The organism is Eximiradius sp., from assembly GCA_937127445.1.
GTDB lineage: Bacteria > Bacteroidota > Ignavibacteria > Kapaibacteriales > UBA2268 > JAKIZO01.
Window position 1 is genome coordinate 61,142 of sequence record CAKZLY010000003.1, and the last position, 25,533, is coordinate 86,674.

Annotated in this window: 20 protein-coding genes and 2 tRNA genes; 8 read left to right on the top strand and 14 right to left on the bottom strand. The window is 36.5% G+C overall.

Annotated features, from left to right (window positions below):
* Window positions 1-17: 17 nt before the first annotated feature.
* The gene (locus AC6QZF_RS00835) at window positions 18-308 is read right to left on the bottom strand and encodes a hypothetical protein (RefSeq protein ID WP_499797991.1); all 291 of its coding nucleotides are present in this window, start codon (window positions 306-308) and stop codon (window positions 18-20) included.
* A gap of 281 nt (window positions 309-589) precedes the next feature.
* Between AC6QZF_RS00835 and AC6QZF_RS00840 the strand changes: the two genes are divergently transcribed.
* Entirely contained in the window at window positions 590-2,041 is a 1,452-nt protein-coding gene (locus tag AC6QZF_RS00840) for an alkaline phosphatase (RefSeq protein WP_499797992.1), read from the top strand.
* On the opposite strand, the gene coaBC is transcribed toward AC6QZF_RS00840, so the two are convergent.
* From coaBC to AC6QZF_RS00855, 3 genes are read right to left on the bottom strand one after another with little or no spacing between them, the layout of a single operon-like run.
* Complete coding sequence (gene coaBC / locus AC6QZF_RS00845; RefSeq protein WP_499797993.1) at window positions 2,038-3,390, bottom strand: bifunctional phosphopantothenoylcysteine decarboxylase/phosphopantothenate--cysteine ligase CoaBC; 1,353 nt, start codon at window positions 3,388-3,390, stop codon at window positions 2,038-2,040. The two genes, AC6QZF_RS00840 and coaBC, sit on opposite strands and share 4 nt — an antisense overlap.
* Window positions 3,391-3,407: 17 nt before the next feature.
* Window positions 3,408-4,364, bottom strand: coding sequence for a methionyl-tRNA formyltransferase (gene fmt, locus AC6QZF_RS00850; protein ID WP_499797994.1), 957 nt, complete (start codon window positions 4,362-4,364; stop codon window positions 3,408-3,410).
* The gene (locus AC6QZF_RS00855) at window positions 4,364-6,187 is read right to left on the bottom strand and encodes a M28 family peptidase (protein WP_499797995.1); all 1,824 of its coding nucleotides are present in this window, start codon (window positions 6,185-6,187) and stop codon (window positions 4,364-4,366) included. Before AC6QZF_RS00855 ends, fmt begins: the two co-directional genes overlap by 1 nt.
* Window positions 6,188-6,498: 311 nt before the next feature.
* On the opposite strand from AC6QZF_RS00855, the gene AC6QZF_RS00860 reads away from it, so the two are divergent.
* Window positions 6,499-7,842 carry a hypothetical protein gene (locus AC6QZF_RS00860; RefSeq protein WP_499797996.1) on the top strand — a complete coding sequence of 448 codons (1,344 nt, stop codon included), beginning with the start codon at window positions 6,499-6,501 and terminating at the stop codon, window positions 7,840-7,842.
* 49 nt (window positions 7,843-7,891) lie between these two features.
* Window positions 7,892-8,938, top strand: a complete 1,047-nt coding sequence (locus AC6QZF_RS00865; protein ID WP_499797997.1) for a rhodanese-like domain-containing protein — start codon at window positions 7,892-7,894, stop codon at window positions 8,936-8,938.
* Between the two features lie 59 nt (window positions 8,939-8,997).
* On the opposite strand, the gene AC6QZF_RS00870 is transcribed toward AC6QZF_RS00865, so the two are convergent.
* On the bottom strand, window positions 8,998-9,933 hold the full coding sequence (locus AC6QZF_RS00870) for a hypothetical protein (protein WP_499797998.1): 936 nt from the start codon (window positions 9,931-9,933) through the stop codon (window positions 8,998-9,000).
* Window positions 9,912-10,190: a hypothetical protein gene (locus AC6QZF_RS00875; protein WP_499797999.1), complete on the bottom strand. Its 279-nt coding sequence runs from the start codon at window positions 10,188-10,190 to the stop codon at window positions 9,912-9,914. Before AC6QZF_RS00875 ends, AC6QZF_RS00870 begins: the two co-directional genes overlap by 22 nt.
* Window positions 10,191-10,405: 215 nt before the next feature.
* Here AC6QZF_RS00875 and hflX point away from each other — a divergent pair, with 215 nt between their 5' ends.
* Entirely contained in the window at window positions 10,406-11,692 is a 1,287-nt protein-coding gene (gene hflX, locus AC6QZF_RS00880; RefSeq protein WP_499798000.1) for a GTPase HflX, read from the top strand.
* Window positions 11,693-11,753: 61 nt separating this feature from the next.
* Here hflX and AC6QZF_RS00885 read toward each other — a convergent pair whose 3' ends face one another.
* On the bottom strand, window positions 11,754-12,419 hold the full coding sequence (locus tag AC6QZF_RS00885) for an outer membrane beta-barrel protein (protein WP_499798001.1): 666 nt from the start codon (window positions 12,417-12,419) through the stop codon (window positions 11,754-11,756).
* A 151-nt stretch (window positions 12,420-12,570) separates the two neighbouring features.
* Between AC6QZF_RS00885 and AC6QZF_RS00890 the strand changes: the two genes are divergently transcribed.
* The gene (locus AC6QZF_RS00890) at window positions 12,571-14,451 is read left to right on the top strand and encodes an OmpA family protein (protein WP_499798002.1); all 1,881 of its coding nucleotides are present in this window, start codon (window positions 12,571-12,573) and stop codon (window positions 14,449-14,451) included.
* A gap of 65 nt (window positions 14,452-14,516) precedes the next feature.
* Here the strand turns inward: AC6QZF_RS00890 and rpsP are convergent, their stop codons facing one another.
* Together rpsP and ffh are read right to left on the bottom strand one after the other, a co-directional pair.
* A complete protein-coding gene (gene rpsP / locus AC6QZF_RS00895; protein WP_499798003.1) occupies window positions 14,517-14,942 on the bottom strand; it encodes a 30S ribosomal protein S16 in 426 nt (141 codons plus the stop codon).
* Between the two features lie 32 nt (window positions 14,943-14,974).
* On the bottom strand, window positions 14,975-16,315 hold the full coding sequence (ffh, locus tag AC6QZF_RS00900; RefSeq protein ID WP_499798004.1) for a signal recognition particle protein: 1,341 nt from the start codon (window positions 16,313-16,315) through the stop codon (window positions 14,975-14,977).
* A gap of 176 nt (window positions 16,316-16,491) precedes the next feature.
* Between ffh and AC6QZF_RS00905 the strand changes: the two genes are divergently transcribed.
* Window positions 16,492-17,163, top strand: a complete 672-nt coding sequence (locus AC6QZF_RS00905) for a metallophosphoesterase family protein (RefSeq protein WP_499798005.1) — start codon at window positions 16,492-16,494, stop codon at window positions 17,161-17,163.
* On the opposite strand, the gene AC6QZF_RS00910 is transcribed toward AC6QZF_RS00905, so the two are convergent.
* Genes AC6QZF_RS00910 through AC6QZF_RS00920 form a run of 3 tightly spaced genes read right to left on the bottom strand, consistent with a single transcriptional unit; the run spans window position 17,158 to window position 23,602 of the window.
* Window positions 17,158-17,880 (bottom strand): RluA family pseudouridine synthase, encoded by a 723-nt coding sequence (locus tag AC6QZF_RS00910; RefSeq protein ID WP_499798006.1) that lies wholly within the window; start codon window positions 17,878-17,880, stop codon window positions 17,158-17,160. The two genes, AC6QZF_RS00905 and AC6QZF_RS00910, sit on opposite strands and share 6 nt — an antisense overlap.
* Complete coding sequence (gene folD, locus AC6QZF_RS00915; RefSeq protein WP_499798007.1) at window positions 17,880-18,761, bottom strand: bifunctional methylenetetrahydrofolate dehydrogenase/methenyltetrahydrofolate cyclohydrolase FolD; 882 nt, start codon at window positions 18,759-18,761, stop codon at window positions 17,880-17,882. The genes AC6QZF_RS00910 and folD overlap by 1 nt, the downstream gene beginning before the upstream one ends.
* Before the next feature lie 53 nt (window positions 18,762-18,814).
* Window positions 18,815-23,602 (bottom strand): VPS10 domain-containing protein, encoded by a 4,788-nt coding sequence (locus AC6QZF_RS00920; RefSeq protein ID WP_499798008.1) that lies wholly within the window; start codon window positions 23,600-23,602, stop codon window positions 18,815-18,817.
* 146 nt (window positions 23,603-23,748) lie between these two features.
* On the opposite strand from AC6QZF_RS00920, the gene AC6QZF_RS00925 reads away from it, so the two are divergent.
* Window positions 23,749-24,252 carry a hypothetical protein gene (locus AC6QZF_RS00925; RefSeq protein WP_499798009.1) on the top strand — a complete coding sequence of 168 codons (504 nt, stop codon included), beginning with the start codon at window positions 23,749-23,751 and terminating at the stop codon, window positions 24,250-24,252.
* 1 nt (window position 24,253) lies between these two features.
* The gene (locus tag AC6QZF_RS00930) at window positions 24,254-25,267 is read left to right on the top strand and encodes a hypothetical protein (RefSeq protein ID WP_499798010.1); all 1,014 of its coding nucleotides are present in this window, start codon (window positions 24,254-24,256) and stop codon (window positions 25,265-25,267) included.
* A gap of 93 nt (window positions 25,268-25,360) precedes the next feature.
* Here AC6QZF_RS00930 and AC6QZF_RS00935 read toward each other — a convergent pair.
* Window positions 25,361-25,435, bottom strand: a tRNA-Asp gene (locus AC6QZF_RS00935).
* A 20-nt stretch (window positions 25,436-25,455) separates the two neighbouring features.
* Window positions 25,456-25,530, bottom strand: a tRNA-Asp gene (locus AC6QZF_RS00940).
* Window positions 25,531-25,533: the final 3 nt, after the last annotated feature.

The window sequence follows — 25,533 nt, forward strand, 5'->3', positions numbered from 1 at the left end:
CATTATAATTCAAGAAATTAATCCTGCCAAACATTTGGCCATTGAGATAGTTTTTGCTTAACAAATTCACGATCTTTTTCGCAGTTTTTGAGTTCATTTTTACGGGCATTAATTTCACTTTGGATTTTGTTAATTTCTTGCTGTTTGTTAGAAATTTGTGCGTTAAGTTGACTTTCGCGTTTGCGTAATTCTTGCAACTGCATTAGCTGCTCCTCTGTTATCATTCTTGTGCAATCAGTAAGCAAAGACGAGAAGAGAACTAACATTGAAGAAAGCCCGAAAATTGAGATGAGCTTTTTAAATTTCATAAATCCTCCTTGTAGGGGTTTAATAAACAAATATTATAATAATTAAATGATGTCAAACTCTATCAAATCTTATGAATAAAAACAAAAATCGTAATTTTCTACAATTATGTCCTAATAAAAATAACAAATTTCAATTAATAAAAACAACAAAAAAATTACTAATAGAAGTTAATTATTTAATAAACGAAATATTTGTATGGATTTATAAATAATAGGCTATGTATTAAAAATAATTGAGAAAAACAACGTCAATTGAAGTATTCATTTATGGAGGTTTGGGAATGAAAAAATTATTATTATACTTTCAGATAACTTTAATTTTTGTAATTACGATTAATTTTTCTTTTGCTCAAATCCAAAAGCCTAAAAATGTGATTATAATGATAGGCGACGGAATGGGCGAAAATCAGGTAAAAGCTGCAAGCTACTATCTACGTGGAGATGATAATTCCCAGAGCTTTCATAAGTTTCCAATAAAATTGTTTGCATCGACTTATGCAGCAAAAGCAGGGCTAAAAGGTGAAGACTCTGATTTAGATTGGAGCATAGGATACAATACAAAGGAAGCTTGGGGTGATTATTCGTGGATACAAAAGCAATATACTTGTTCGGGAGCATCGGGAACTGCGATTGCTTGTGGCGAAAAAACCTATAATGGTGCAATTGGTATGGATATAAATAAAAAGCCAATTGAAAATTTATCAGAAGTTGCCAAAAAGTTGCAAAAATCTGCGGGAGTTGTAACTACTGTAATGTGGAGCCACGCAACGCCAGCTGTATTTGTTGCTCACAACGAACACAGGAACAACTATTCAGAAATTGCAAAAGAAATGCTTTTGGACAGCAAAGTTGATGTTATTATTGGAGCAGGTCACCCATATTACAATCATGATGGTGAGCGATTATCCCAAGCAAAAACTTTCAAATATGTTGGTGATAGTCTGATATGGATAGGATTAACCCAAAAATCAACTGAATTTATTGTTAATGGAAAGAAGAAGACTGTCGCAGATATTGATGGGGACAACGTTCCTGACGCCTGGTATTTTGTCGAGAAGAAGCAAGATTTTGAGAAAATTGCATGTGGAGAATTTATTCCTAAAAGATTGCTTGGAGTGGCACAAGTTGCTGAAACATTCCAACAAAGAAGGAAGACAACGGATGACAAGTCATATTTCGAAGGCAAAGGTCAGGCAATGGAAGATGCTTACGAAGTTCCATTCAACAAGAATGTTCCTGATTTAGCAACGGTTTCACTAGCAGCGCTAAACACTCTAAATCAAAATAAGCAAGGTTTTTTCCTGATGATAGAAGGTGGAGCAATTGATTGGGCTTGTCACGGAAATCAAAAAGGACGTTTAATTGAGGAAACAGTTGATTTCTTTATTGCAATTGATAGTGTAATAGGTTGGGTAGAAAGAAACAGTAGTTGGGATGAAACACTGTTGATTATTACAGCGGACCACGAAACTGGCTATCTGACGGGAATAGACCAAGAAAAAGCCAAACCGTTTGATAAACCTATAAAGAACAACGGAAGAGGTAAAATGCCAGATATGCAGTTTAATTCTATAAGCCATACAAATGCGCTTGTTCCTTTTTATGCAAAAGGAGCTGGTGCTAATATATTTTCTTTACTTGCAGATGAAATAGACCAGAAAAAAGGCAAATATCTACATAATTCTGAAATTGGAGCAGGAATAAAGATACTTTGGCAAATGCCGAACAACTAAATTCGTTCGGCAATTGCTTTTAGAATTTCTTTTGCTGCTTGAAGTTTGGGTAAAGGCATAAATTTTGTTTCTTTGCCAAATTTATCAATAATTGTAATGGTGTTTTTATCACCGCCAAATCCACTATCGGGAACATTCGCTAAATTGGCAACAATTAAGTCACAATTTTTTTCTTGGAGTTTACGTTTGGCATTTTCGAGAAGGTTATCTGTTTCGAGAGCAAATCCAACGATAAATTGGTGAGTTTTTGATTTACCTGCTTTAGCAAGAATATCTTTTGTGCGAACAAGTTCAATGGCAACGCTCTCCCCTACCTCTTCTTTTTTCATTTTATGTTCAAATTTGATTTTTGGAGTGAAATCAGCGACTGCGGCGGAAAATATTGCAATATCAATGTTTTGGAAATATTTCATAACTTCCTGATACATTTCCTCAGCTGATTGGACTAAAATAAAGTTGCACTTTGTAGGAGGTTCGAGCTGGGTTGGACCGGAAATCAAAATAATTTCTGCCCCAATTTCAGCAGCAAAATTAGCAAGAGCAAAGCCCATTTTTCCTGTGGAGAAATTAGAAATAAATCGAACGCTATCGATTTTTTCGATTGTAGGACCTGCTGTAATGAGTATTTTCTTTCCCTTCAACTTATCGAAAGTCTGCAACTGCATTTTCTTTTTAAGCATTTCGAGTTCAAGTTCGGTATTCCATTTGTCTTTTTCGAGGCTTTCGTCAATTGATTCGAGCGGTTTTTCGTTCAAATTGCTAATATTATTGTCAAGATTAATCTCAGATTGATTTTCCAGGTTGTCGAGCGATTTGAAAATACGGTCCATCAAAACAGGGATGTCAGGCAAGCGACCTGGACCGATGAGCCCACTGGCAAGTTCACCTTCGGCAGGAGGAATAATTGTATATCCAAAGGATTTGAGAATACGGATATTATTTTGAGTGGCTGGATGCTGCCACATATCGAAATCCATAGCAGGAGCAATAAGCAATGGTTTTTCTGGTGGCAGAGCCATCGCAACGCAAACGAGAGCTGTATCGCTTAATCCATTCGCAACTTTAGAAAGCGTGGTAGCCGAGCAAGGAGCAATAATCATCAGATCAGCCCATTGGGCAAGTTGAACGTGCCAAGCACCGCTTGTTTGCTTAATATCTTCGAACATCTCTACTACAACAGGGTGACGGCTAAGGCTTTCAAGTGTGGTTGTTGTAATGAACTTTGTAGCGGCGGGAGTCATAACAACTTGCACTTCTGCACCAGCTTTGATAAGTTCACGCACAAGCAAAGCTGATTTATATGCAGCAATTGAACCTGTAACGCCAACAACAATTTTTTTATTTTTCAAAGATTTCTCCATATTAATCAGAAATTATTGAAACATCCTTTTTTTTCGCCTTTGTATCCATTAATAAAATCGGTTACATTAGTAATTTTTTTACCTTCAATTTGCAGTTCTTTTATAAAGATAAATCCAGTTTTGCATTTAACGCAAAACAGACCTTTCTCAATCAAAAATTCACCGGGTTTTTCCAAACCTAAAAAAACATCATTCACCGAACAATTACATTTTTCGTAGTCAGCACGGAAAATTTTCATTTTTTTGTCTTCGAAAATTGTCCAGGCACCTGGGACAGGCGAATAACCGTGAATAAAATTGCGAACTAATTCGGCATAATCATCAAAGTTAATTTTGGCATTATGGCTAAAAATTTTAGGAGCCGAAGTAGCAAGGCTTTCGTCTTGGGGAATTGGCTTAAAGTTGCCTTTGGCAAGGAGTTCGCAAGTATCGATAGCGAGACGAGCGGCTAATGGTGCCATTAAATCATGTAAATCTCCTGCAGTAGCACCTTCTGGAATAGGAATAACAGTTTGAAGCAAAATATTGCCTGTATCAACTTTTTCTTTAATTAAAAAAGAAGTTAGACCCGTAATTTTTTCCCCATTGATAATTGCCCAATTGATTGGAGCAGCCCCACGATATTTTGGCAGTAAACTTGCGTGAATATTAAAACAACCGAGATGAGGTATAGTGAAAACCTCTTTTGGCAAAATTCTAAAAGCAACAACAACAATAATATCTGGATTTATTGTTTTAAGAGTTTCGATAAAATCGGTATTATTAAGTTTGTCGGGTTGTAGGACCAGCAAATCAAGCTCCAGAGCAGTTTTTTTTACTGGGGAAGGTAAAACTTTATGCCCACGACCCTGAGGCTTATCGGTTGCGGTTACAACTGCTTTAACGTTATATTTCTTATTCAATTCAATAAGAGTAGGGACAGCAAATTCGGGCGTTCCCATAAAAACAATTGAAAGACTCATTATTGTTTATTCCTATTAGCAAGAGTAACATTGAAAGACATTTCTTTATTATTTCTAATAACTCGAACTTTGACTGTATCGCCTGCTTTATATTCGCCGATAATATACATAAAATCGTGCAAATTTTTAACTTGCTTATCGTCAATATAAGTGATAATGTCGTCTTCTTTAAGACCAGCTGCCTGAGCAGGACTACCGGGAGAAGTGCCGGAAATTTTAAGTCCAAGTGGAGATTCCTCGAAGTTGGGCACAATCCCGAACCAAGGACCGCCCCCACGCATTGCTGGGCGACTTGTTGTATCGACTACTTCGGTAAAGACAGGTTTCTGCTGAATAGAAGCAAAATGGCGAACAACACTTTCGGCAAAATCAACAATTCGAGCAGTAGCGACATAATCTAATTTTTCCCAAGTATCGGTGGGTTTGTGATAGTCTGCGTGGGCACCGGTGAAGAAGTGCATAACTGGTATTTTCTTCTTGTAGAAAGGTGTATGGTCGCTCGGACCGAATCCATCTTGAAGTTTGATAATACTTATATTTTCAATAGAAGAAATCGAATCAATTACATTGGACAGAACCGGAGACGAACCCAAGCCAAAAATCTGGAGTTTATTATCTTTCATTCGCCCAATCATATCAAAATTTATCATAAGGTATGTGTTTTCGTGCGGGAAAAAGTTGTTTTCGACATAGTGAGTAGAGCCAAGCAAGCCCATTTCCTCGCCAGTGAAAGCCATAAAGACGATTGTTTTATCGGCAGGATTTTTTGTAAAGCGTTCGGCAAGTTCCATAACACCGGCAACTCCGGAAGCGTTATCATCAGCACCGGGATGGATTTTCGGGGTTTTACCCATATAAGCAGAATTACCAAGTTGCCCATACCCAAGGTGGTCGTAATGAGCGCCAACAACAATATACTCATTTGGATTGAGACGGCCTTGGACATAGCCGATCACATTGCTTGTTGATTTATAATCATCGACTAAATCAACAGTTAGCGAAATAGTCGTATGTGGGATAATAAAACTATTGGGTTTTTGAGATTTATTAATAGCATTTTCAATAAAATTGAGTTGGACATTTTTGGGCATAAGTGCAAAAGCAAGAGTTCTTTTGATGTAAGCAACGAGAATACCAGAATTGCGGGACATCATTTGCAAGCTGAGAGGTTTCAAAATGTTGGCAGAATCGCCTTGTGGATTGACAATGAGAACTCCGGCGGCACCTTTGTTGCGAGCATTGGTTGCTTTGTATCTATCGGAAAGATAATTGACAAATTTTGATTTTTCCGTTGAGCCATCGGGACTACCAGCGATAATGAGTACAATTTTGCCATTGACGTCAATGTCTTTGTAGTCGTCGTAGCCAAGAGGTTCAGCAGAAATTCCATAGCCCGCAAAAACGAGTTCTCCTTTGACGGAACCATTTTCGCTAAAGGCGGCGGGCAACCATTCTTCCTCAACGCTAATGTTTTTTGTTGCAGGCTTCCATTTTTCAACAGGCACTCCCAGACGTTCTACAAGTACAGTGAGAGCAAATTTGTTTTCAGTGCCGAGCTTAATACCAGTTCTAACATCGAATTGCTGGAAATAATTTTCGCGAAAAGCTTTAAGTCCAACTTTGTCAAAGTGTTGAGAAATATAATTAGCAGCTTTTTCAATGCCAATTGTTCCTGGGAGACGTCCTTCAAGTTCTTCGGAGGCAAGAAATTGAACGTGTTTTTTAATATTATTCGAAGTAGATGGGTCTCTCTGAGCGAATGAATTTACAAAAACAAGAATAAGCAGAACTTTTATAAGGAATAATTTTTTTAGTAAATTCATAATTTAACCTAATTAATTATTAATTGGAAAATAAAATTAATCAAAATAAACTAAAAAATAAAAAAATATAAGAGCGCAAATCGAATAATATTTCTCAACATTTGCGAAAAAATGTTTTGAGAAATAAAATAATATTTATATATTTTAACAAACGAAGTAATTATTAATATTAATTAATTATTTTATGCACTCTAAACTTAATTATAATTTGACAACAACAAGAAAAAACGATTAAATAAAATTAAAAATGAATGAGAAATTGTTAATTTTTTAAATAATCAAGATTAATGTAAGTATTATGGAGTTTAGTAATGAAAAATTTATTAATAGTATTAATTTTACTCACAGGTGGAATAATAGCAGGATGCTCGGATGATGACAAGGACAATCCTTCCAACAACACAAAGAATGTTGCTTCGTGCGAAGGTTGCCATACTAATTATGAACATCTGAAAGCTGTGTATACTCCTGATACCGAGACTCCGGTTGGCGGTTGCGGAGGAGATGCACCACATTTTGAGCCTTATGATAGGGTGTATATGGGTGGCAATGGGTATCAGAGTTTTAAAAATTCAGCACACGGAAAGATGAAGTGCACCGATTGTCACAATGGTGTTGATAATACTGCCAATAAAGCAACGGCCCATTCGGGAAATTTTCTTAAGTCGCCATCAGATTCTGCAGTTGCCAAATGTGGGAAGTGCCACTCCACCTATGCAAACAATCAGCACTATAATTTACATCAAGGTTGGGGGCAAAAACGCAAAGTTTGCCTGCGTTCTGGATTGAGCGGTGCGGATGATTTTGCACTATTACCAGCAAAGCACCAACAAGGATATAACAAAAACTGTGCGATCTGCCATGCAAGCTGTGGAGATTGCCACGTAAACAGACCACATGCTGGAGGGGGTGGATTGGCGCAGGGACACAACTTCAAAGAACCTGATATGATGAATACTTGCGTTGTATGTCACTCATCACGTGGAGGCCACGCATTCTTAGGTGTTGGGAGCGGCACTCAACCTGATGTCCATCTGACAAAAGCAGGATTTAACTGTTTGAGCTGCCATAAGAAAGATGAATTGCATGGGAATGGCCAGAAAGTAACCCAGCGCTATGCATACGAAAAGCTTCCGAAATGCGAGGATTGCCATAAAAATATAGCAAGCTCGAACACCTACCATTCGGTTCACGCAGATGATTTCAATTGCCACGTATGCCATTCACAAAACTACAACACTTGTGGTAGTTGCCATATTGGAGGCGCTGGCGCACGTATAACATCGCATTTAGAATTCAAAATTGCATTAAATCCAATACCCGACATAAAGAAAAACTACAAATTTACACTTGTTCGTCGAACACTTGCAGCACCAGACAATTGGAGCTTGTATGAGGTTCCACAATATGCAAATTTCGAAGCAGCACCTACATTTAATTACACAAGTCCTCACAACATATTGAAGCGCACTGCAAGGACGAATGTTGCTCAGGGCGAAGCTTGCTATGCTAACTGCCATATTTACAAAGATGGAGATGTGTGGAAGAACAAAAACTTATATTTGTTTGATTCAGATTTGTATGATTGGGAAAAACAAGCAAGCAAAAATATTGTAGTCGATGGGAAATTACCTAACTCTTGGGGTGTTAAATAAATAACATTAAAAATTTAACTATTTGTTTCACTATTATGGAGAAATATTTATGAAAGATTACTTAAAAAAACTCAATTCATTAATAGCAGTACTATTAATTGTATTGTCGCTTACATTTGTAGGTTGCTCGGACGACGATGATGATAATGGTCCGAAAAAAACAGAAGCAGAACTTTTGCTCGAATATTTGGAAACTACTGGTGGTGATTTTATTAACACACAGGCACCTACAATTATCAACGCAATTGATGTTTATAACAAGAACACAGCAACACCTAACAAAATCAAAATTATCGATGTTCGTGCAAAAACAGATTACGACAAAGGTCATATCAAAAACGCGGTAAACGTATTAATTCCTGAGCTGTATAATTATTTCAAGACAAATGCAACTGAATTAGCAGGATACGAAGATGTTGTGTTGGTATGCTATTCAGGACAAAGTGCTGGTTATGCAACATCATTATTAAGATTGTTGGGTTATAACAACGTAAAATCGATGAAGTTTGGTATGTCTTCCTGGCACGATGATTTTGCTACTAATTACAAAAATGTTGTTGCAAACGGCAATTCACGTGTGGCACAGTTTACTTCGGCAGAAACACCAAAACCAACAACAAAGAATCCACTTCCAACACTAAGCACTGGCAAGAAGACTGGAAAAGAAATCTTGGAAGAAAGAGTGAAATTCTTGTTTGAAAAAGGCTTTACTTCTGGAACTGGAGCTGATGCGGTTGGAATAACTAATGGTGATGTTTTCAATAATTTAACAAATTTCTTTATTGTAAATTACTGGCCAGCTGCTCATTATGCTGATCCGGGGCATATTCCAGGTGCAATGCAATATACTCCGAAAGAAGCATTGAAATCAACAAAGGATTTATTTACACTACCAACAAACAAAACAATTGTTGTTTATTGCTACACAGGTCAGACAAGTGCCTATGTTTCAGCATTTCTGAGAGTTCTTGGATATGATGCTAAGTCTTTATTATACGGTTGCACTGGAATGATTTATGATAAGCTTGTAGAAAAGAACTTATCTACATTTGTTCCTCAGCGTGACATAATAAATAAAGATTACGAGAAGCCATAATATAATTATTTTATTAAGAATAAAGAACCTTCGGGCCGATAGATGTTGCCCGAAGGTTTTTATATGAATTTGAGAACAATTGCAAGAAGAGCAAGAATAATAGCTATAGAAGCGATAAGAATTGAAGTATTATTTTGCGAATTAGCAATTTTTTGTTCAATTATGTCAATTTTTCTTGAAAGAAATTGCAATTTGTTTTCAAATTTATCTATTTGCTCGACATTGCTGGCAAATCCTTTATCGTAATTTATTTTACCGCCAGTAAGGGAAAAAATTTTATCATTAAGTATATTGAGCATGTTTTCCAAAGAAGAAATTTTATCAGAGAATTCTTGATTAGTCAATTTATCGTTATCATTATTCGATTGTTCGAAATCCAATGAATATCCGTGCTTGATAATATCAATATCAAGAGAAATTTTTTTGATAACAGAAGAAAAATTAATTTCAAAAGATTTAACTTTTTCGTCAAGCCCAACCAAAGCAGATTCCAATTGTTTAAGACGCATATTAATTCGAAGCTCAATTTTTTGGGATTCAATTGCAACTTCTTTTTCAATTTTAGATTTCAAACCAATTAAAGTAGATTCTAATTCAAGTTCAGATTTCTTTTTGAAGAATTTGAGCGCCTTATCCATTTCTTCAACAAATTTAGCGGAATTATTTTGCAAAGAGACGATGTCGTCTTTGAGGCGTTCCATTTCTTTTTTGAAGGAAGTAATATCGCCAAGATCGTTAGCAAGTTTTATTGTTTCTTCGGTTTTATTTTTCAGAAGAATAATAGATTCCAGAATACTTGTATTGATTTTGCTAATAGCGGATTCACTATCTTTTGAAATTTTTGCTTCCATTTCTTGAAGACGAGAAATTGTAGCATCGAAATCTTTCATTTTTTTATCAAGTAACTCAAAAGCGCGATGATATTCTTCGGCTTGCTGAATAATTTTATCGAAAAGCCCAACTATTTCCGGGCTTATTGATTTTGTTCTTTCCATTGGGACGTATACTCCAAAAAGTAACTCAAAGAGGCGATAAGTTTCTCCATATAATATTTTTCGACTTCAACAACAGGTTCTTTGCTATGCAAAAGAAGGGTTTCAAAGATTTCACGTTTGAAATCTTCATCGTTGTTTATTTTATCAGACAAAAATTTATTTAAATAATCAACTAGAAGACCATCTTTTGCTAATTGTTCATAGAAGGTCTCTGGCTTTATTTTTTTCTTAATATTTAATAGTCGAATAAAACTCAATATTATCGCATCAAATTATTTAACATAAATATCGACATAAATTTTAAAGAACTTAATAATAATAGACAAAAATAATACCAAAATATTTGGAATGATTAAATTCGAATATTTGAATTATAGATTTAAAGATAAGGGACAGATTATATGTTAAATAGTTAAGGTAATTATATCAAATTGCATTAATTTTGTATTTTACAAATAAACTATTGAGCAAAATGATACTTGAAAAACAAAATAAATTAGAGGAGCAAAGGGAACGTGCAATTGCTTGCAGCGTAAAGGTAAAAGGCAGCAATAGAGAAGAAGCAATGGAAGACCTTGATGAACTTGTTTTTCTTGCTGAAACAGCGGGTGCGGAAATAATCCATAAGATATATCAAGAATTGCCAAAGATAAATTCAGCCACAGTGCTTGGGAAAGGGAAACTCGAAGAGGTTAAACAAATTGTTAAAGAAGACAATATCACAATAATAATTTTTGATGACAATCTATCGCCAGCACAAGTTAATAATCTGGAAAAAGAACTTAATATCAAAGTAACTGACCGAAGCGGGATAATTTTAGATATTTTTGCTACGCGAGCAAGAACAAATGAGGCAAAAACACAGGTAGAACTTGCACAACTACAATACATTCTACCGAGACTTACCCGAATGTGGACGCATTTATCCAAGCAATACGGTGGAATTGGGACACGTGGGCCTGGTGAAACTCAAATCGAAACAGACAGGCGAATAATTAGATTACGAATTCAAAATTTGAAAGAAAAGCTAAAAGAAATTGAATTACAGAAGAAGGAACAGAGAAAAAAACGCTCTGAAATGCCCAAATTCGCACTTGTTGGATATACAAATGTTGGGAAATCAACACTAATTAACACAATTACAAATGCGGGCGTTTATGTTGAGGATAAACTTTTTGCTACCCTGGACACAACAGTTCGTCAGTTTAGTTTGCCGAGCGGACAGAAAGCATTAATTTCGGATACAGTTGGATTTATCAAGAAATTACCGCATAATTTGGTTGCTTCGTTCAAAAGCACATTGATGGAGGCAATGGAAGCCGATGTATTGCTTCACGTTATCGATGTTTCTCATAAGTTATTCAGAGAGCAAATTCAGACAGTAAATAAAACATTAGAAGAACTTAAAATTAACGAGAAGCCAACAATAATGGTGTTCAATAAAGTTGATATGCTTGATGATATAACAATTCACAGAGCATTGAAAAATGAATTTGCAGACTCGATTTTTATTTCTGCTAAAAGAGGAATAAATATTGAAAGTTTGCTGGAATTGATGCAAGAAAAATACAACCGCTTCCACAATGTTTTCGAAGTAAGTCTGCCTTATGAAAAATCTGAATTAGTTTCTCATCTATACGATAACTACGAAGTGCTGGAACGAATTGATACAGACACATCAATGATCTTTCAAGTTAAAATTCAAGCTGAAAAAGAGAAATATTTCTGGAATATATTTGGAAAATATTCAGCGAAATAACTTTTCTTAAAATATAAATGAAAAAGCAGGCATTTTCGGTTTTCCCCTGCTTTTTGTTTAATTAGAAATACACGCCAAGGGCAACTGAAAGATAGTTTTTAGAATCTTCTTTGTCTGCTTTGCCAATAAAATTGATATAATTATATTTAGCTTCGAGATTGAGAAGAATTAAACCTAATGGCAAATCAACTCCTGCACCTAATCCAAAGCCAAGACGTCCATCGGTAGGAGTTTTGGTGAGTGGCACTTCCACACCAGCAACTTTGTAATCAAGCGAACTCGAAATATAATTGTAGGATAAATCTCCTGTTGCATAGATGCCAATTATCGAACGTATTGGATAGAGGTTAAGTCCTGCGCTGATGGGAATAATATTAGTAGTTGAGTTCAAAGTTGCTAATACTTTTCCAGTTTGAGGATCGGTAACCTCAATTTTAGTTTGAGGAAATTTGTGATAACCGAAGCCTAAATATAAATCGGCATTATCTGCAAGACCGATGCGCCCTTTGAATGCTAAATGATAGCCTGCATCCATCCCTTTGGAAACTAAATCACCTAAGGAATCACCATTAAGTTTAATCTGACTTTTGTTGTAAACATTTGCAATCTTATCGTTTGGCGTGGAGAGACCCAAATGGAAACCAACATCAATACCCTGAGCAAACAAATTAGCCGAGATTATAGATATAACAAAGGTAAAACTAAAAATAATAATTAAACGTTTCATAGATAAATCCTTTATTAACCAACAATGACTTTTTTATTAATTTTTTTTTGATTTATATGTTACCATAAACAATATTTTTCGTAACAACAATTGATAATTAGATTAACGAATATATTTTTTTTTTGTTTCACAATTTATAAAGGCAAAGATTATGAGAACGAGATTGAAATTTTTTGTTATGGCATTGGTATTTATTTCCGGTGGTGTATTGTTTGCTCAAACATATCCATACAATGGTCAAATCAATATTGGACCATATTTAGGAGGAAATATAAATTTCCATCAGCCATCGAATGTCAATCCTACTGGTGTGCAAAATCCTACAACTTTGTTCAACACAAACAGCAATGAATTTTTCTTAAATGGAGGAATAATCGCTAATTTCCCAATTAGTAATTTAATTTCAATATCAGGACGGCTCGGATATAATGGATTTCGTGGAGAACTAAAAGAAAACAATGAAAAATTTACAACAAAAATGGATTATTTAGAAGTAACACCTCTGGTTCAATTTCATAATTTATTCGGAAATTTGCCTTTGTATTTAAATGTGGGTCCAGAAGTTGGCATACCACTAAATGGACGCTACAAGTATCAAAATTTAGCGGAAACAGATATTCCCGATAAAAATTTCAGATTAGGAGTAGCTTTGGGTGCGGGATACACATTCCAGATTGGAAGAAGCACATATTTATCGCCAGAAGCATCATTTAGAATACCCTTTACAAAGGTATCAGGCAACAGCAGTTGGGATAGTTACACTGTTCCTCAATTACGTTTAGGGGTGAATTTAACTTTTGGTTTAGGTAAGAAGAAGGTGCCAGAAGTAGTTGACGTTCCTGGTGTTGAATTAGAAGTTGGATTCAAAGAAGTACGTTACTATGATAAGAAAATGAATACCTATACATTACAAAAAATTACAGTAGAAGAAACACAATATGGTGAATTATTCCCTCTTCTACCTTACGTATTTTTTACAGAAAGCACATCTCAACCAGTAACAGAGGAAGTATTGCAAGCAAGTGGAAAAACAGGTGAGTTTTCGATCAAGTCGCTTCCACCTGATGCAATGGTGATTAATAATCAAGTTCTGGACGTAATTGGTGAAAGAATGAAGCAAAATTTGAACGCAAGAATAACCATTACCGGAACAATAGATAACCAAAGAGAAAAAGATACCAAGTTATCATTTGAAAGAGCTGAATATGCAAAGAACTATCTTGTAAAGAACTTCAATATAGATCCATTAAGAATTCAGACTGTAGCAGGAAAAGAACCGGCAAAACCATCTAATCCAAAGGTAGGCGATGGAGTAGCTGAAAATCGCAGAGTAGAAATCACAACCACCAATAGTGATATATTGGCACCGATAGCTATCGAAAGCGAAAGACGTAGAATTGCGAACCCCGATTTAGTTGAGTTTGTTACATACGCTCGCTCGAACGAAGCAATATCAGATTGGTATTTGGAAATCAAACAAGCGGGAAAATTAATTAAGAAGTTTGAAGGGAAAAACGAACCACAACCTATAAAATGGGCAATTACACCAAACGAATTAGCACCTTCGCAAGTTCCGCTCGAATATACTTTTACAGCAAAAACAGTATCTGGCGCTTCGAGATATGCAACGGCATCTGTTCCGGTTGAATACTATTCATTCAATAGGAAAGTATCGGAAGATAGACCTGATAGAGTGATATACAAATATTCGCTGACACTTTTCGATTTCGACAGCCCTGAAGTATCAGAATTTGATAAAAGAATATTAGATCAACACGTAGTACCAAATATTAAGTCAAATTCAACAATACAGATTTTTGGATATACAGATAGAATTGGCGACGAAAATTACAACAAACGACTTGCACAAAATAGAGCAGATAACGTAAAGAAATATTTAGAATCGAAAGTAAAGGCAAAATTTGAAACATACGGAGTTGGCGAGAGCGAAATAATATTTGACAACGATTCACCGGTTGGAAGGCATCTTTCGAGAACAGTTCAAATATATGTTTCGACACCGAAACAATAAGCATATTGAAAATAAAAATCCCCGGCTTGATTGAGCTGGGGATTTTTTTATTAAAAAATGTAAAATCATTCTGCTGTGGTTTCTTCTTGTGGTTGATTTTGAGTTTCTTGTTCAGCTTTCTTTTTGGCTTCTATGCGTTTGCGGCGAAGTTCTTTGCGGCGACGGTAGCGCTCAGCAACGATTTGGCGGTGTTTAGCAATTTCTTGCTCAATTTCTTCTGCTTTTCTACCTTGCTTCATCAAAGCACGGCGAAGAAGCACACCATCGTAGCTAAGAATAAGACGGACAACATCAGTAGGTTGAGCACCAACATTTAGCCAGTAGACAGCACGTTCGTGGTCAATACTAATGGTTTTGGTATTTTGATGTGGGTCAAAATAACCTAATCTTTCGATAAAAGCACCATCACGACGTTTGCGACTATCGATAGCCACAATATCATAAATCGGATGATGAGTTCTACCTTTTCTTCTTAATCTTAATTTTACCATTTTAAAAAATCCTAAAATATTTAACTAAAAAATTATCTACGTTTGCTACCAACTCCGAACGGGAGATTTGGTAAGAATTTGGAACGCTTGCCCAGAGCAACGCTTTTCATTAATTTTTGCATCTCTTCAAATTGTTTAAGAAGTTTGTTCACATCCTGAACTGTTGTACCACTACCTTTAGCAATGCGGATACGGCGAGAGCCATTGATAATTTTAGGAGCAGAGCGTTCTTTTGGGGTCATCGATAAGATAATAGCTTCGACTTTGGAAAAAGCTTTGTCGTCTATGTTGATGTTTTTCATAGCTTTATCCATACCGGGGAGCATACCGAGCAAATCACGCAGAGAGCCCATTTTTCTAATAGTACGAAGCTGAGCAAGAAAATCATCAAAAGTGAATTGATTTTTACGGATTTTTTCTTCCAGGGCTTCGGCTTCTTTTTGGTCGAATTCTTGCTCGGCTTTTTCTACAAGAGTGAGGATATCGCCCATACCGATAATACGGGAAGCGATACGCTCGGGGTAGAATGGTTCGATGTTGTCGAGTTTTTCACCAGTACCGACGAATTTTATTGGTTTGCCGACTACTTTCAGAACCGAAAGAGCGGCACCGCCACGAGTATCGCCGTCGAGTTTTGTCAGGACAACACCGGTAAGGTTCAACCGTTCGTGAAAAGCACGAGCAGTAGTAACAGCGTCTTGCCCAATCATTGCATCGCAGACGAACAATGTTTCAGTAGGCTTGACAGCAGCCGCGATGTCAGCCACTTCTTTCATCATTTCCTCGTCAATTGTCAAGCGCCCGGCAGTATCAACAATGACGACGTCGCGAGCAAATTTTCGAGCATAATTGAGTGCATCTTGTGCAATTTCGACGGCAGATTTGCTTTCTTCGGAAAAAACGGGGACATTAACTTGTTCGCCAAGTTGCTTAAGTTGTAGAATCGCCGCCGGACGATGAATATCGCAGGCAACAAGCAAAGGCTGACGACCTTTTTTGCGTAAGTTTTTGGCAAGTTTTCCACAGAAAGTTGTTTTACCAGAACCTTGCAGACCTGCGACAAGAATTACAGTTGGGGGCTGTGGTGAGAACATTAGTTCTGCGTTTTTGCTACCCATAGTTTCAACTAATGCGTCGTAGATAATTTTGACGATCAGTTGTTCGGGTAGTAATTTGCCACGAACTTCTGTTCCGATTGCTTTTTGTTTGACAGATTCTACGAACTCTTTTGCAACATTTATATTAACATCAGCTTCGATTAGAGAACGACGAATTTCTCTTAGAGCTTCGCTAATGTTTTCTTCTGTTATCTTGTTCTGACCGCGAAACTTTTTTAACGCTAATTCTAATTTTTCTTGTAAGCTTTCAAACATAAATAAACAAATTTACAATGGTTAATTTAAAGAATTACAAATATATTACTAATTACTAAAATTAACAAGAAAATTATCTATAAGTTACTATTTTTCAATATGAAAGCAGGTATATTAAACAATACATAAAGGCAATAAACGTTAAGACAAGTATTAAACTAACAAATATAATATTTATGGGAAACAGGTACGCAATTTCAGACATTCACGGGTGTTACAAAACGCTGAATGCTTTGCTTTTTGATAAGTTAAGAATAATGCGAGACGACGAAGTTTACTTTGTTGGTGATTATATTGACCGCGGACCGCGTTCGAAAGAGGTATTAGATTTGTTGATGGATTTGAAAATTGAGGATTATAAAGTACACTTTGTGCGAGGTAACCACGAGCAGATGATGATTGATTCGATGAAGTCGTTATCTGATATGGAATTATGGATACTCAACGGATGCAATGAAACGCTTAATAGCTTCGGAGTTTTTGAAACGAGCGAAATACCTATAAAATATATAAATTTCATCACAGAAATGCCTAATTATATTGAATTGGATGAATATATTCTCGTTCACGCAGGTTTAAATTTCGATATTGATAATCCGCTGGACGACCAAACAACTATGCTATGGATTAGAAATTCCATTCCCAAAAAAGAAAAAATAAAGAATAAGAAAATGATAGTTGGGCACACACCTAAGACAATAGATGAGATAGCAAATTCTTTAAAGACAGACAAGATAACAATTGATGGAGGATGTTGCTATCATCATAGATATTCATCGTTGGGGAATTTAGTAGCTCTTAATCTCGACACGTTAGAGATAACTGTTCAAAAAAATATTGATTTATAATTTTGCGTATTTTCTTAGCAACTCCAAGGTAGCCTCGAAATCTTTTGGATAAACTGCTTCAAATTTAACAAATTCATTATTAGAAGGGTGACGGAATTCAATTGAAAGAGAATGCATTGATATACGAGAAATAATAGGTTTTTCAGTAGTATTTTTTTTCAAATTGTATCGCCTTTTGATTGAAGACAGCAAAAATTCTGAGTTTTCGCCATACAAATCATCAACCAGCAAAGGATGTCCAATTGCAGCAACGTGAGCACGAAGTTGGTGTTGTCTGCCAGTAACTAAATTTACTTCGACAAGTGAAGCTATCTTGAAGCGTTCGATAACTTTAATTATCGAAAGGCATTCTTTTCCTCGGATTGAAGGCAGAACACCGACACCGTTAGGATTTTGAATCAAAGGGATGTCAACTTCGAGTTCGTCTTTTTGCAAAATACCTTGAACTATTGCGTGGTATATTTTTTTTACTTGCTGGTTGTCGAATTGAAGGTTTAGTTTTCTATGAGCCTCGGCATTTTTGGCAAACACCATTATTCCGCTTGTATCTTTATCAAGACGGTGGACAACGAAGCAATCGTCATATTTTGATTTAAGGTAAGAAATCACAGATTGGAGCAAATGATTATATCTATCGGGAATAGTAAGAAGCCCTGATGGTTTATTAATTATAATAATATCTTGGTCTTCAAAGATAATTTCAATTTTGGGTTTCATCAGTAAACTACACCTTCAGCGGAAAGTAAAGTATTATACATAAGCATAGCAATAGTCATTGGACCGACACCACCGGGGACAGGTGTAATAGCAGAGGCTTTTTTCGAAACGGAATCGAAATGGACATCACCAACAATGCGATAACCTTTTTCAGTTAAGGTGTCTTCAATGCGGTTAATTCCGACATCGATAACGACGACCCCATCTTTGACATCTTCGCCACGAATAATTTCGGGTTTGCCGACAGCAGCGACCAAAATATCGGCTTGCTTTGTATAGTAGGATAAATCTTTTGCAGCAGTGTGGCAAATTGTAACTATAGCATTAGCAAAGGCTTTTTTCTGATAAAGTATATTTGCAATTGGCTTGCCAACTATGTTGCTTCTGCCGACTATTACGGCGTGTTTTCCGGAAGTTTCAATGTTAGAGCGTTTGAGTAATTCAAAAATACCAGCAGGAGTGCAAGAAACAAAACCAGGAAGTCCTATTACTAAACGCCCAACATTTTCAGGATGAAAACCATCAACATCTTTGTTAGGTTGAATTGTAAGTAAAACTTTGGTTTCATTAATATGCTTCGGGAGTGGCAATTGGACTAAAATTCCGTGTATAGATGGGTCAGCATTCCACTGATTGACAATGTTAATTACCTCGCTTTCGGGTGTATCTTCGGGCAAACGTTTAACAATAGAATTAAAACCGAGCGTTTCACAAGCTTTGGCTTTGCTATTAACATAAATCGAGGAAGCTGGGTCGTTTCCTACAAGCAAAACAGCTAAGCCGGGTTTAGTTGATTTTTCAGTAAATAATTTTTCGGTGCGTTGTTTAATTTCTGATTTTATTTCATCAGAAATTTTTTTTCCGTCAATGATTAATGCCATAAAACAAATCCCCAAATTTCAATATTACAAAAATACGAAATTTAAGGATAATATTACTTAACAATAATAAATTTATCTTTGTAAATATTTCGACTATCGAGAACAATAATTTGATAAATTCCAGAAGAAATATCTACAAGATCTAACTCTATACGGTTATTTGAACTTTCTACAAATTTATTGAAAATCTCAGTTCCTTTGTAATCAAAAACGATCACTTGACATTTATTATCAATATTGCCTAATACGCTTATAGAAATTTTGCCAGAAGAAGGTTGCGGGTAGATTAGCAAATCTGCTGAAATCTGGTTTGTAAGCTGACCTGAAATATGCAAAATATCGTCTGTTTTGTATGATAGAGTGATTTCACGTAGTGATTTATCAAGATTATTAATTGACTTGATATTGGTATTGTAAACAGAATTAGAGGATTTTTCCAAAATTTTAATTTGTAATCTGTCGTTTTCGAATGCACCATCTTTTTCTAGGGTAAATTCATCATCACCCCAAACAACGACACCACGAGAAGCATCAGACCACACAGAAGATCCAACGAGCAGAGCATCTTCGGTGAATACACCAATTTCATCACCATCATCTATGCCGGGAATATCAAGGACAATAACTGATGTTTTTCCAGTGATATGCTTGTTTCTTTTGAAAAATACCGGTTCTTGTATTGGATTATTTAAAGTAGTTTTAATTGGAGGATTTGCTGGATAGACGAGCACACCGGTGGTTGTGGTGGAACGCAGCATATAACCTTTGCCAGGTTCAAAATTTTGTAATGTTGAGATGAATGGTGGATAATAAACTTCGCCGGTAATAGATTTAACTTGCAGATATTTGCCACTAATAGTTGATAATGCTGTGGAAACAGGCATAGAGGCAGTACGGAAATAAGGTATCCAGTACCAGCCAATTGAATTAAGAACAATTGGCGTGGAGTTGGGAATAATTTTCAATCCTTGTATATTCAAAGTAGAGTTGGAAAGAGTTCTTATCTGGTAAGCTTGACGAATTTGCCAACCATTAATCATATTGGAGAGATTTGGAATGTATGTCTGTCCAAAAACATCCCGAACTATTTGCAGACTATTTCCGAGACTGCTAAAAATATTAGATATTGCTGGGTTATCAGGTTCAACATAGGAAGAAATCATATTCCAGCCAGAAACAAGCGGAATGCTTTGAGTAATAGTTGAGCGAGTGATAGTAAAGCTGCTCGTATTCCAGACGCTTGTATCAGCACCAGCAATTGACCGCACACGCCACGTAACTTGGCCTTCGTAGAACAAAGGACTTGCTTGATATTGCGTTTGAGTGGTAAAAATATTTAGGAGCTGGACATTGTTAGCATTTAAAACCTGAAGTTGGTATGATTGAGCACCGTTTGCAGTTGACCAAGAAAAAGTAGGTCTATCGTGAGCAAGCGAAGCCGACTGAGCGGGTTCGAGCAATATAGGCGGCTGCAAAGGTGAAGTAATTGTAATTCTAATATTGGCACGGTTTGTTGATGTAGAATATGCAGGATCAGTTGAACAAGTATTGCTGTGATTATCATTATATCTTGTATAGACACGACCTGAAACGCTTGTTGCTTGCACAACAGAAGAAGCTGTCCAGCTAGTGTTGTCGAAACAGATTTTAATAAGCAAGTTTTTTGTTGTATCATAAGCAAAAGGTGTATTAAGGACGTGGTTAGTCCATCCAGTCTGATTAACAGCAAACGATGGGACCGAATAAACCAAAGTCCAACCGGAAGTGACCGGTGCAGTAACAGATGTAAGAGTGGTATTTTGCATATAAATAGTAAAGCCGTTCATAGGTTGAGATGCTACAGAAGTAACATTAAAGCCAATGGATTGAATGAGTCCGCCAAACCCACCTGCTGTAAGTATTTCTGATGAAGTATAGAGCAAGTAAGTTACAGCATCGTGGTAATATGTATAGTACGGGAATTGCGATGTTGAAGTGCCTGAACCAATTTGAATTGTAACAAGGTTGAATGTAGTAAGTTTGCGAATTTCGCTCCAATCGCTTGTATAATTTGAATTGAATGCCTGAACGCGCCAGTAGAAAGTACCGTTTGCAGATATGTTGTTCCAGACATAAGAAGTATCGGTGAGCACTTGATTGATTATGATTGAGCTAAATAAGCTATCGTTTGATATTTGCAAGCGATAAGAAGTTGCGTTTTCAGCAAGATTCCACACAAAAGTTTGTATGGTAGAGTAATTGTTAGCATTATTTTGAGGAGAAACAAGTGTTGTAGGATAGATTTCAACACGAGTAGTGAAGTTCCAGGCTTCACTCCAATCTGTTGAATCGTTTTGTTTATATGCTTTCACTCGCCAGTAATATTGGGTATTATAATTTAAGTTTGTAACATTGAATAATGTATTAGTCGTCAAAGAGTTTACTATTAAGTTGTTGAAACTGCTTGAAGTAGAAATTTGAACTCTATAAGAAACAGCATTTAAAGAAGGAGACCATTGCAAAGATAAATTTTTGTTAATGTTACTTGCATTGTTGAGTGGAGAAGTAAGAGTTGGAGGAGCATTAGGCGCACCAGGCAAGGTAGCTTCCCAAAGTCCACGACCATAAGTACCTAAACGAAGTTTATTTGATGAATATTGGATATCTAAATCATTGCATATCACATTCGGCAGACCATCATTGTAATCAACCCAATTCGGGTCACTATCTCCACGGTACCAAACACCAATATCAGTACCGACCCAAACCCGATTATCTGTGTTAGGCTGATAAATAATCACATTGCAAGGAACATTAGGAAGACCGCCGGTAACGTTCTGCCAGGTTTGACCACCATTAATAGATTTAAATACTTTATTTGTGGCAGAATAGCCACTCATAGTGATCCAAATAATATCAGGATTAGAATGATGAGAAGTAAGAGAGGAAAGCGATGAATAAGGTAAAGTGATTTGCGTCCAGGTAGTGCCACCATCAGTTGTTCGCCATAGAGCAGAATTATGTCCAGCGTAAATATAATTTGAGTTAGCAGGAGCAACGTGAATTACATTAAGACTAGTACTATTATTAAAAGAAGAGATTTTGGTCCAATTAGTTCCGTTATTAGTTGATTTCCAAACGCCGGTATATCCTGCGACTAATGTTGTGTGGTTGTTTGGGTCAATCACGTAAGGTGTGACCCAGCCACCGTTGTCGTTTGGTTTTGTAAGATCAGCCCAACTACTACCACCATTTGTAGAACGCGAGAGGTAGCCGTAATAACTGGATGTAAACATAATATTGCCGTTTGAAGGATTAATAGCCTGATCCATACCGTCGCCTGTTGCCTCAGTCATAGTAAACGAAGTAGCAGTCATAAGGCTGGAACTATTATCTTGGGCACCGCATAAAACAACACTTGGATTAGTTTGGGAAGTTGAAATACGATAATATTGAGTAATACAAACCCCTGAACTAATATAAGTCCAGTTCACACCCCCGTTCGTAGAAACATCTAATCCACCATCATTAGCAGAATAAAGACGATTTGTGTCACCAAAGTAAAGCATATGGTGGTCTGCATGAACTGTCTGAACACTTGAAGAGCTAGTCCAATATGCTCTAAGCGACCAATTTGTTCCACCGTTTGTTGACTTCCAGATGTTAACCCCGCCAACATATACAATATTAGCGTTGGTTGGATCGACGGCGATGGATAGATCGTACCACCCCTGCCCTGTTGTTCCTGTTCCTGTAGATGAAGAACTTAAAATATTTGGAGATGAAGAAACAAGAGAGAAACTGCTGCCTGTGTTAGTAGAACGGTAGAGACCATTAAACGCACCACTACTATTCGAAGAAACAGCGTAGACACTTGCACTATCAGCTGGGGTAACAGCGAGGGCAATTCTGATAGAACCACTAATCGATGCAACAGATGACCAATTAATACCACCGTTGGTTGAACGGAATATTTGGCTGGTCGTAGCAGCATAAACAATATTTGGATCGGCAGGATTTAGTTTTACATCCCAGAAATTACCGCTTTGTACGGATGTCCAATTTGTTCCGCCGTTGGTAGTTCTATAAAGACCATTATTTGTAGCAACTAATAGGACATTGGGATTATTTGGATTTATAACCATTCTACGACAAGTTGTAAAATCTGTAATTTGATATTGGAGACCAGTCAAATTCCAAGTATTACCTCCATTGGTAGATTTCACAACTCCGAAAGAATAAGTATCGGTGGCATCTCCATCACCAGTTGCGACATAAATTATATCGGGATTGACAGGGTCGATTACAATGTCAGCAATGCCCAAGGCAGCAAATTCATCAGTAGTGGTTGTCCAGCTTTGCCCTCCGTTTGTAGTTTTCCAAACACCGCCGCTTGCAGCACCGACATAAATAGTTTTGTTTGTTATGCCATTATAGCGAGGATCTTCAATCACACAATTGAGGCGACCAAGTCCCCAATAGCCACCGGAGGAACTTGATGGTCCCAGGAAAGTCCAATCGCCGGCTTGTTTTCTATCTTTTTGCTTTGATTTCCGCTCTCGATACTTGACATACTCCATATAAGTGTGTCCAGGATGTGGAAAAACACCTGATGGGGCAACACGCTGCTCCCAGAACCATTCCCAGCGTTTGAACTGCTTCCATCCCATTCGTTCTTCACGAGGTGTCTGTTTTGTAATTACCTTGCCTTCCCAATATTTATTGAAGTCAGCTTGAATTTCATAAAAATTACGATTATAATCTTTGATCATCCAGAGAGGTGGCTGGAAATCCTGTGAAAACAGATAATTGGGAATAATTCCCATACTGAAAAGCAATATAAGATAAAAGAAATTTTTCATTGCGATCGCTCAAAAAATACTATAAAAATACCATATTAGCTTAGACTTTTTAACAATATAATTATTTTGATCATACTTACAAAAATCATTTTGCTAACTATCATAAAATATTATAATTTTGTTTTTTTAACAATTATAGGAACAAAATGAAAAAATTATTCCTGTTTTTATTTGCAACTTTGCTTATAGCTGGTTGCGTTTCTACAACAAAATTTGAGCAGACTTGTCTAACCTGCGTAAGCTCTCAAAGGCTGTCCTGCAAGAAAGGTGAATGTCCAGAAAGTTTTATGGTAGGAGATGATTGTTATGTTACGATGATTGAAACGGGTGAAAATATTTACTTAAACGACATTTTGAAAGAAGAAAAGATATCACCCAGAAATGGAATAAAATTTACTATCGCAAAATACAACGGGAGGTACTTTCTTTACAGTAATAGCTTCGCAAAAATGTGGTTAATTATTCCTCACAATAAGAATATTGCAAAATATAAGTCAATTGAATTGCCTGAAAAGAATCTTGGATTAGCAATATTCGAAATCAACGAAAAATTATTAAAAATTCACGACCAAAAAAGGGAAAGGTTTTATGTTTTCGATGATGAGAAAGACAAATGGATAATTAATAAATCAGTTAAAGCAGGAGAATAAAATGAGAAGTATCGCTAAAATTACACTAATGATATTATTTTTGGGTTTCATTAGTATTAATGCGCAACAAATAAGTGAAAATTTTCAAACTTTTTATTCTGATATTCAGAAAGTATTATCGAAAGAAACTGAGAACTTAACTCAAAAAGATATTGAGTTCTTGAATGCTACAATTCAGCTCAATCCGAATTTTTTCGGGAATGCTAATCAGAAGCTTACACTGAAAGCAATTCAGGATGCAAAAAATAAGAAAGCAGAATACGAAACCTGGTTGCGTAACAAGCAACATTTAGAAGCAACAAAACAGAAATTGGACGAAACTTCGGAAGAACTGAAAGAATCGATTGCACGAGGAGACAGTCTTTACGCGGAGAATGTTCAATTGAAAGAACTAATCGAGCAGCTCACTAAAAGAGTGAAATTTTTGGAAAGAGAGGCGACTCACCTTCAAAAAGTTAATAAGAACCTTAAAGAGGAGAACATTCAAACTAAGTATGTGCTCGAACAAAGCAAATTGGCTGTGCAGCGAATTATGCGACTTCTACCAAAGAACACACAGGATAACGAATTGTTTAGTCAAGTGCCTACAACATTGCAAGATTCTTTGAGCCAATCTGAGTGTCAGATTGCGGAATTAATAATGAATAATTTTTTGATAACGCTCGAAAAAGTCGAAAAAGACCAGATGTTTCTCGATTCTGCAAGAATCTATTATAAAGAGAACAAAGTGCATCTTGTCGAAGTGGAATCATATATTTCGCAAGCGAATGAGTTAATCAATAAGTTCCGGGAATTAAACACATCTTGCACAAATAGTTATGCGTCACAAATCGAAAGCGCTATAACGGATTTAAGAAATATGATTGAGATGGGCGATGCTTCGTTTGGCGAGAAATTAGCAAAATTCGTAGCAGAAAATTTGTTAATTCTAATAATATTTGTAGTGTTAATTGGAGTAATAATATTTTTATTAGTTCAGAATCGGAAAAAGGACAAACCACAAAATGACAAATAAAGTCGCTCGAAAGGGTGATGAGGCACTAGTAGGGGAAGAATGAGTAAAAATAAAAAAGCTGCCAAAACTCTTGGCAGCCACTTTTTTTATATGCGGAGCCGACGAGACTCGAACTCGCGGCCTCCTGCGTGACAGGCAGGCGCTCTAACCAAACTGAGCTACGGCTCCAAAGAACGGATTTCCAATTGCGGAGCCGACGAGACTCGAACTCGCGGCCTCCTGCGTGACAGGCAGGCGCTCTAACCAAACTGAGCTACGGCTCCAAA

Bases quoted from the DNA above. Each gene is read 5' to 3' on its own strand.
- AC6QZF_RS00835 (WP_499797991.1), bottom strand. From the start codon at position 308: ATGAAATTTAAAAAGCTCATCTCAATTTTCGGGCTTTCTTCAATGTTA.
- AC6QZF_RS00840 (WP_499797992.1), top strand. From the start codon at position 590: ATGAAAAAATTATTATTATACTTTCAGATAACTTTAATTTTTGTAATT.
- fmt (WP_499797994.1), bottom strand. From the start codon at position 4,364: ATGAGTCTTTCAATTGTTTTTATGGGAACGCCCGAATTTGCTGTCCCT.
- AC6QZF_RS00855 (WP_499797995.1), bottom strand. From the start codon at position 6,187: ATGAATTTACTAAAAAAATTATTCCTTATAAAAGTTCTGCTTATTCTT.
- AC6QZF_RS00860 (WP_499797996.1), top strand. From the start codon at position 6,499: ATGAAAAATTTATTAATAGTATTAATTTTACTCACAGGTGGAATAATA.
- AC6QZF_RS00865 (WP_499797997.1), top strand. From the start codon at position 7,892: ATGAAAGATTACTTAAAAAAACTCAATTCATTAATAGCAGTACTATTA.
- AC6QZF_RS00870 (WP_499797998.1), bottom strand. From the start codon at position 9,933: ATGGAAAGAACAAAATCAATAAGCCCGGAAATAGTTGGGCTTTTCGAT.
- hflX (WP_499798000.1), top strand. From the start codon at position 10,406: ATGATACTTGAAAAACAAAATAAATTAGAGGAGCAAAGGGAACGTGCA.
- AC6QZF_RS00885 (WP_499798001.1), bottom strand. From the start codon at position 12,419: ATGAAACGTTTAATTATTATTTTTAGTTTTACCTTTGTTATATCTATA.
- AC6QZF_RS00890 (WP_499798002.1), top strand. From the start codon at position 12,571: ATGAGAACGAGATTGAAATTTTTTGTTATGGCATTGGTATTTATTTCC.
- rpsP (WP_499798003.1), bottom strand. From the start codon at position 14,942: ATGGTAAAATTAAGATTAAGAAGAAAAGGTAGAACTCATCATCCGATT.
- ffh (WP_499798004.1), bottom strand. From the start codon at position 16,315: ATGTTTGAAAGCTTACAAGAAAAATTAGAATTAGCGTTAAAAAAGTTT.
- AC6QZF_RS00905 (WP_499798005.1), top strand. From the start codon at position 16,492: ATGGGAAACAGGTACGCAATTTCAGACATTCACGGGTGTTACAAAACG.
- AC6QZF_RS00910 (WP_499798006.1), bottom strand. From the start codon at position 17,880: ATGAAACCCAAAATTGAAATTATCTTTGAAGACCAAGATATTATTATA.
- folD (WP_499798007.1), bottom strand. From the start codon at position 18,761: ATGGCATTAATCATTGACGGAAAAAAAATTTCTGATGAAATAAAATCA.
- AC6QZF_RS00920 (WP_499798008.1), bottom strand. From the start codon at position 23,602: ATGAAAAATTTCTTTTATCTTATATTGCTTTTCAGTATGGGAATTATT.
- AC6QZF_RS00925 (WP_499798009.1), top strand. From the start codon at position 23,749: ATGAAAAAATTATTCCTGTTTTTATTTGCAACTTTGCTTATAGCTGGT.
- AC6QZF_RS00930 (WP_499798010.1), top strand. From the start codon at position 24,254: ATGAGAAGTATCGCTAAAATTACACTAATGATATTATTTTTGGGTTTC.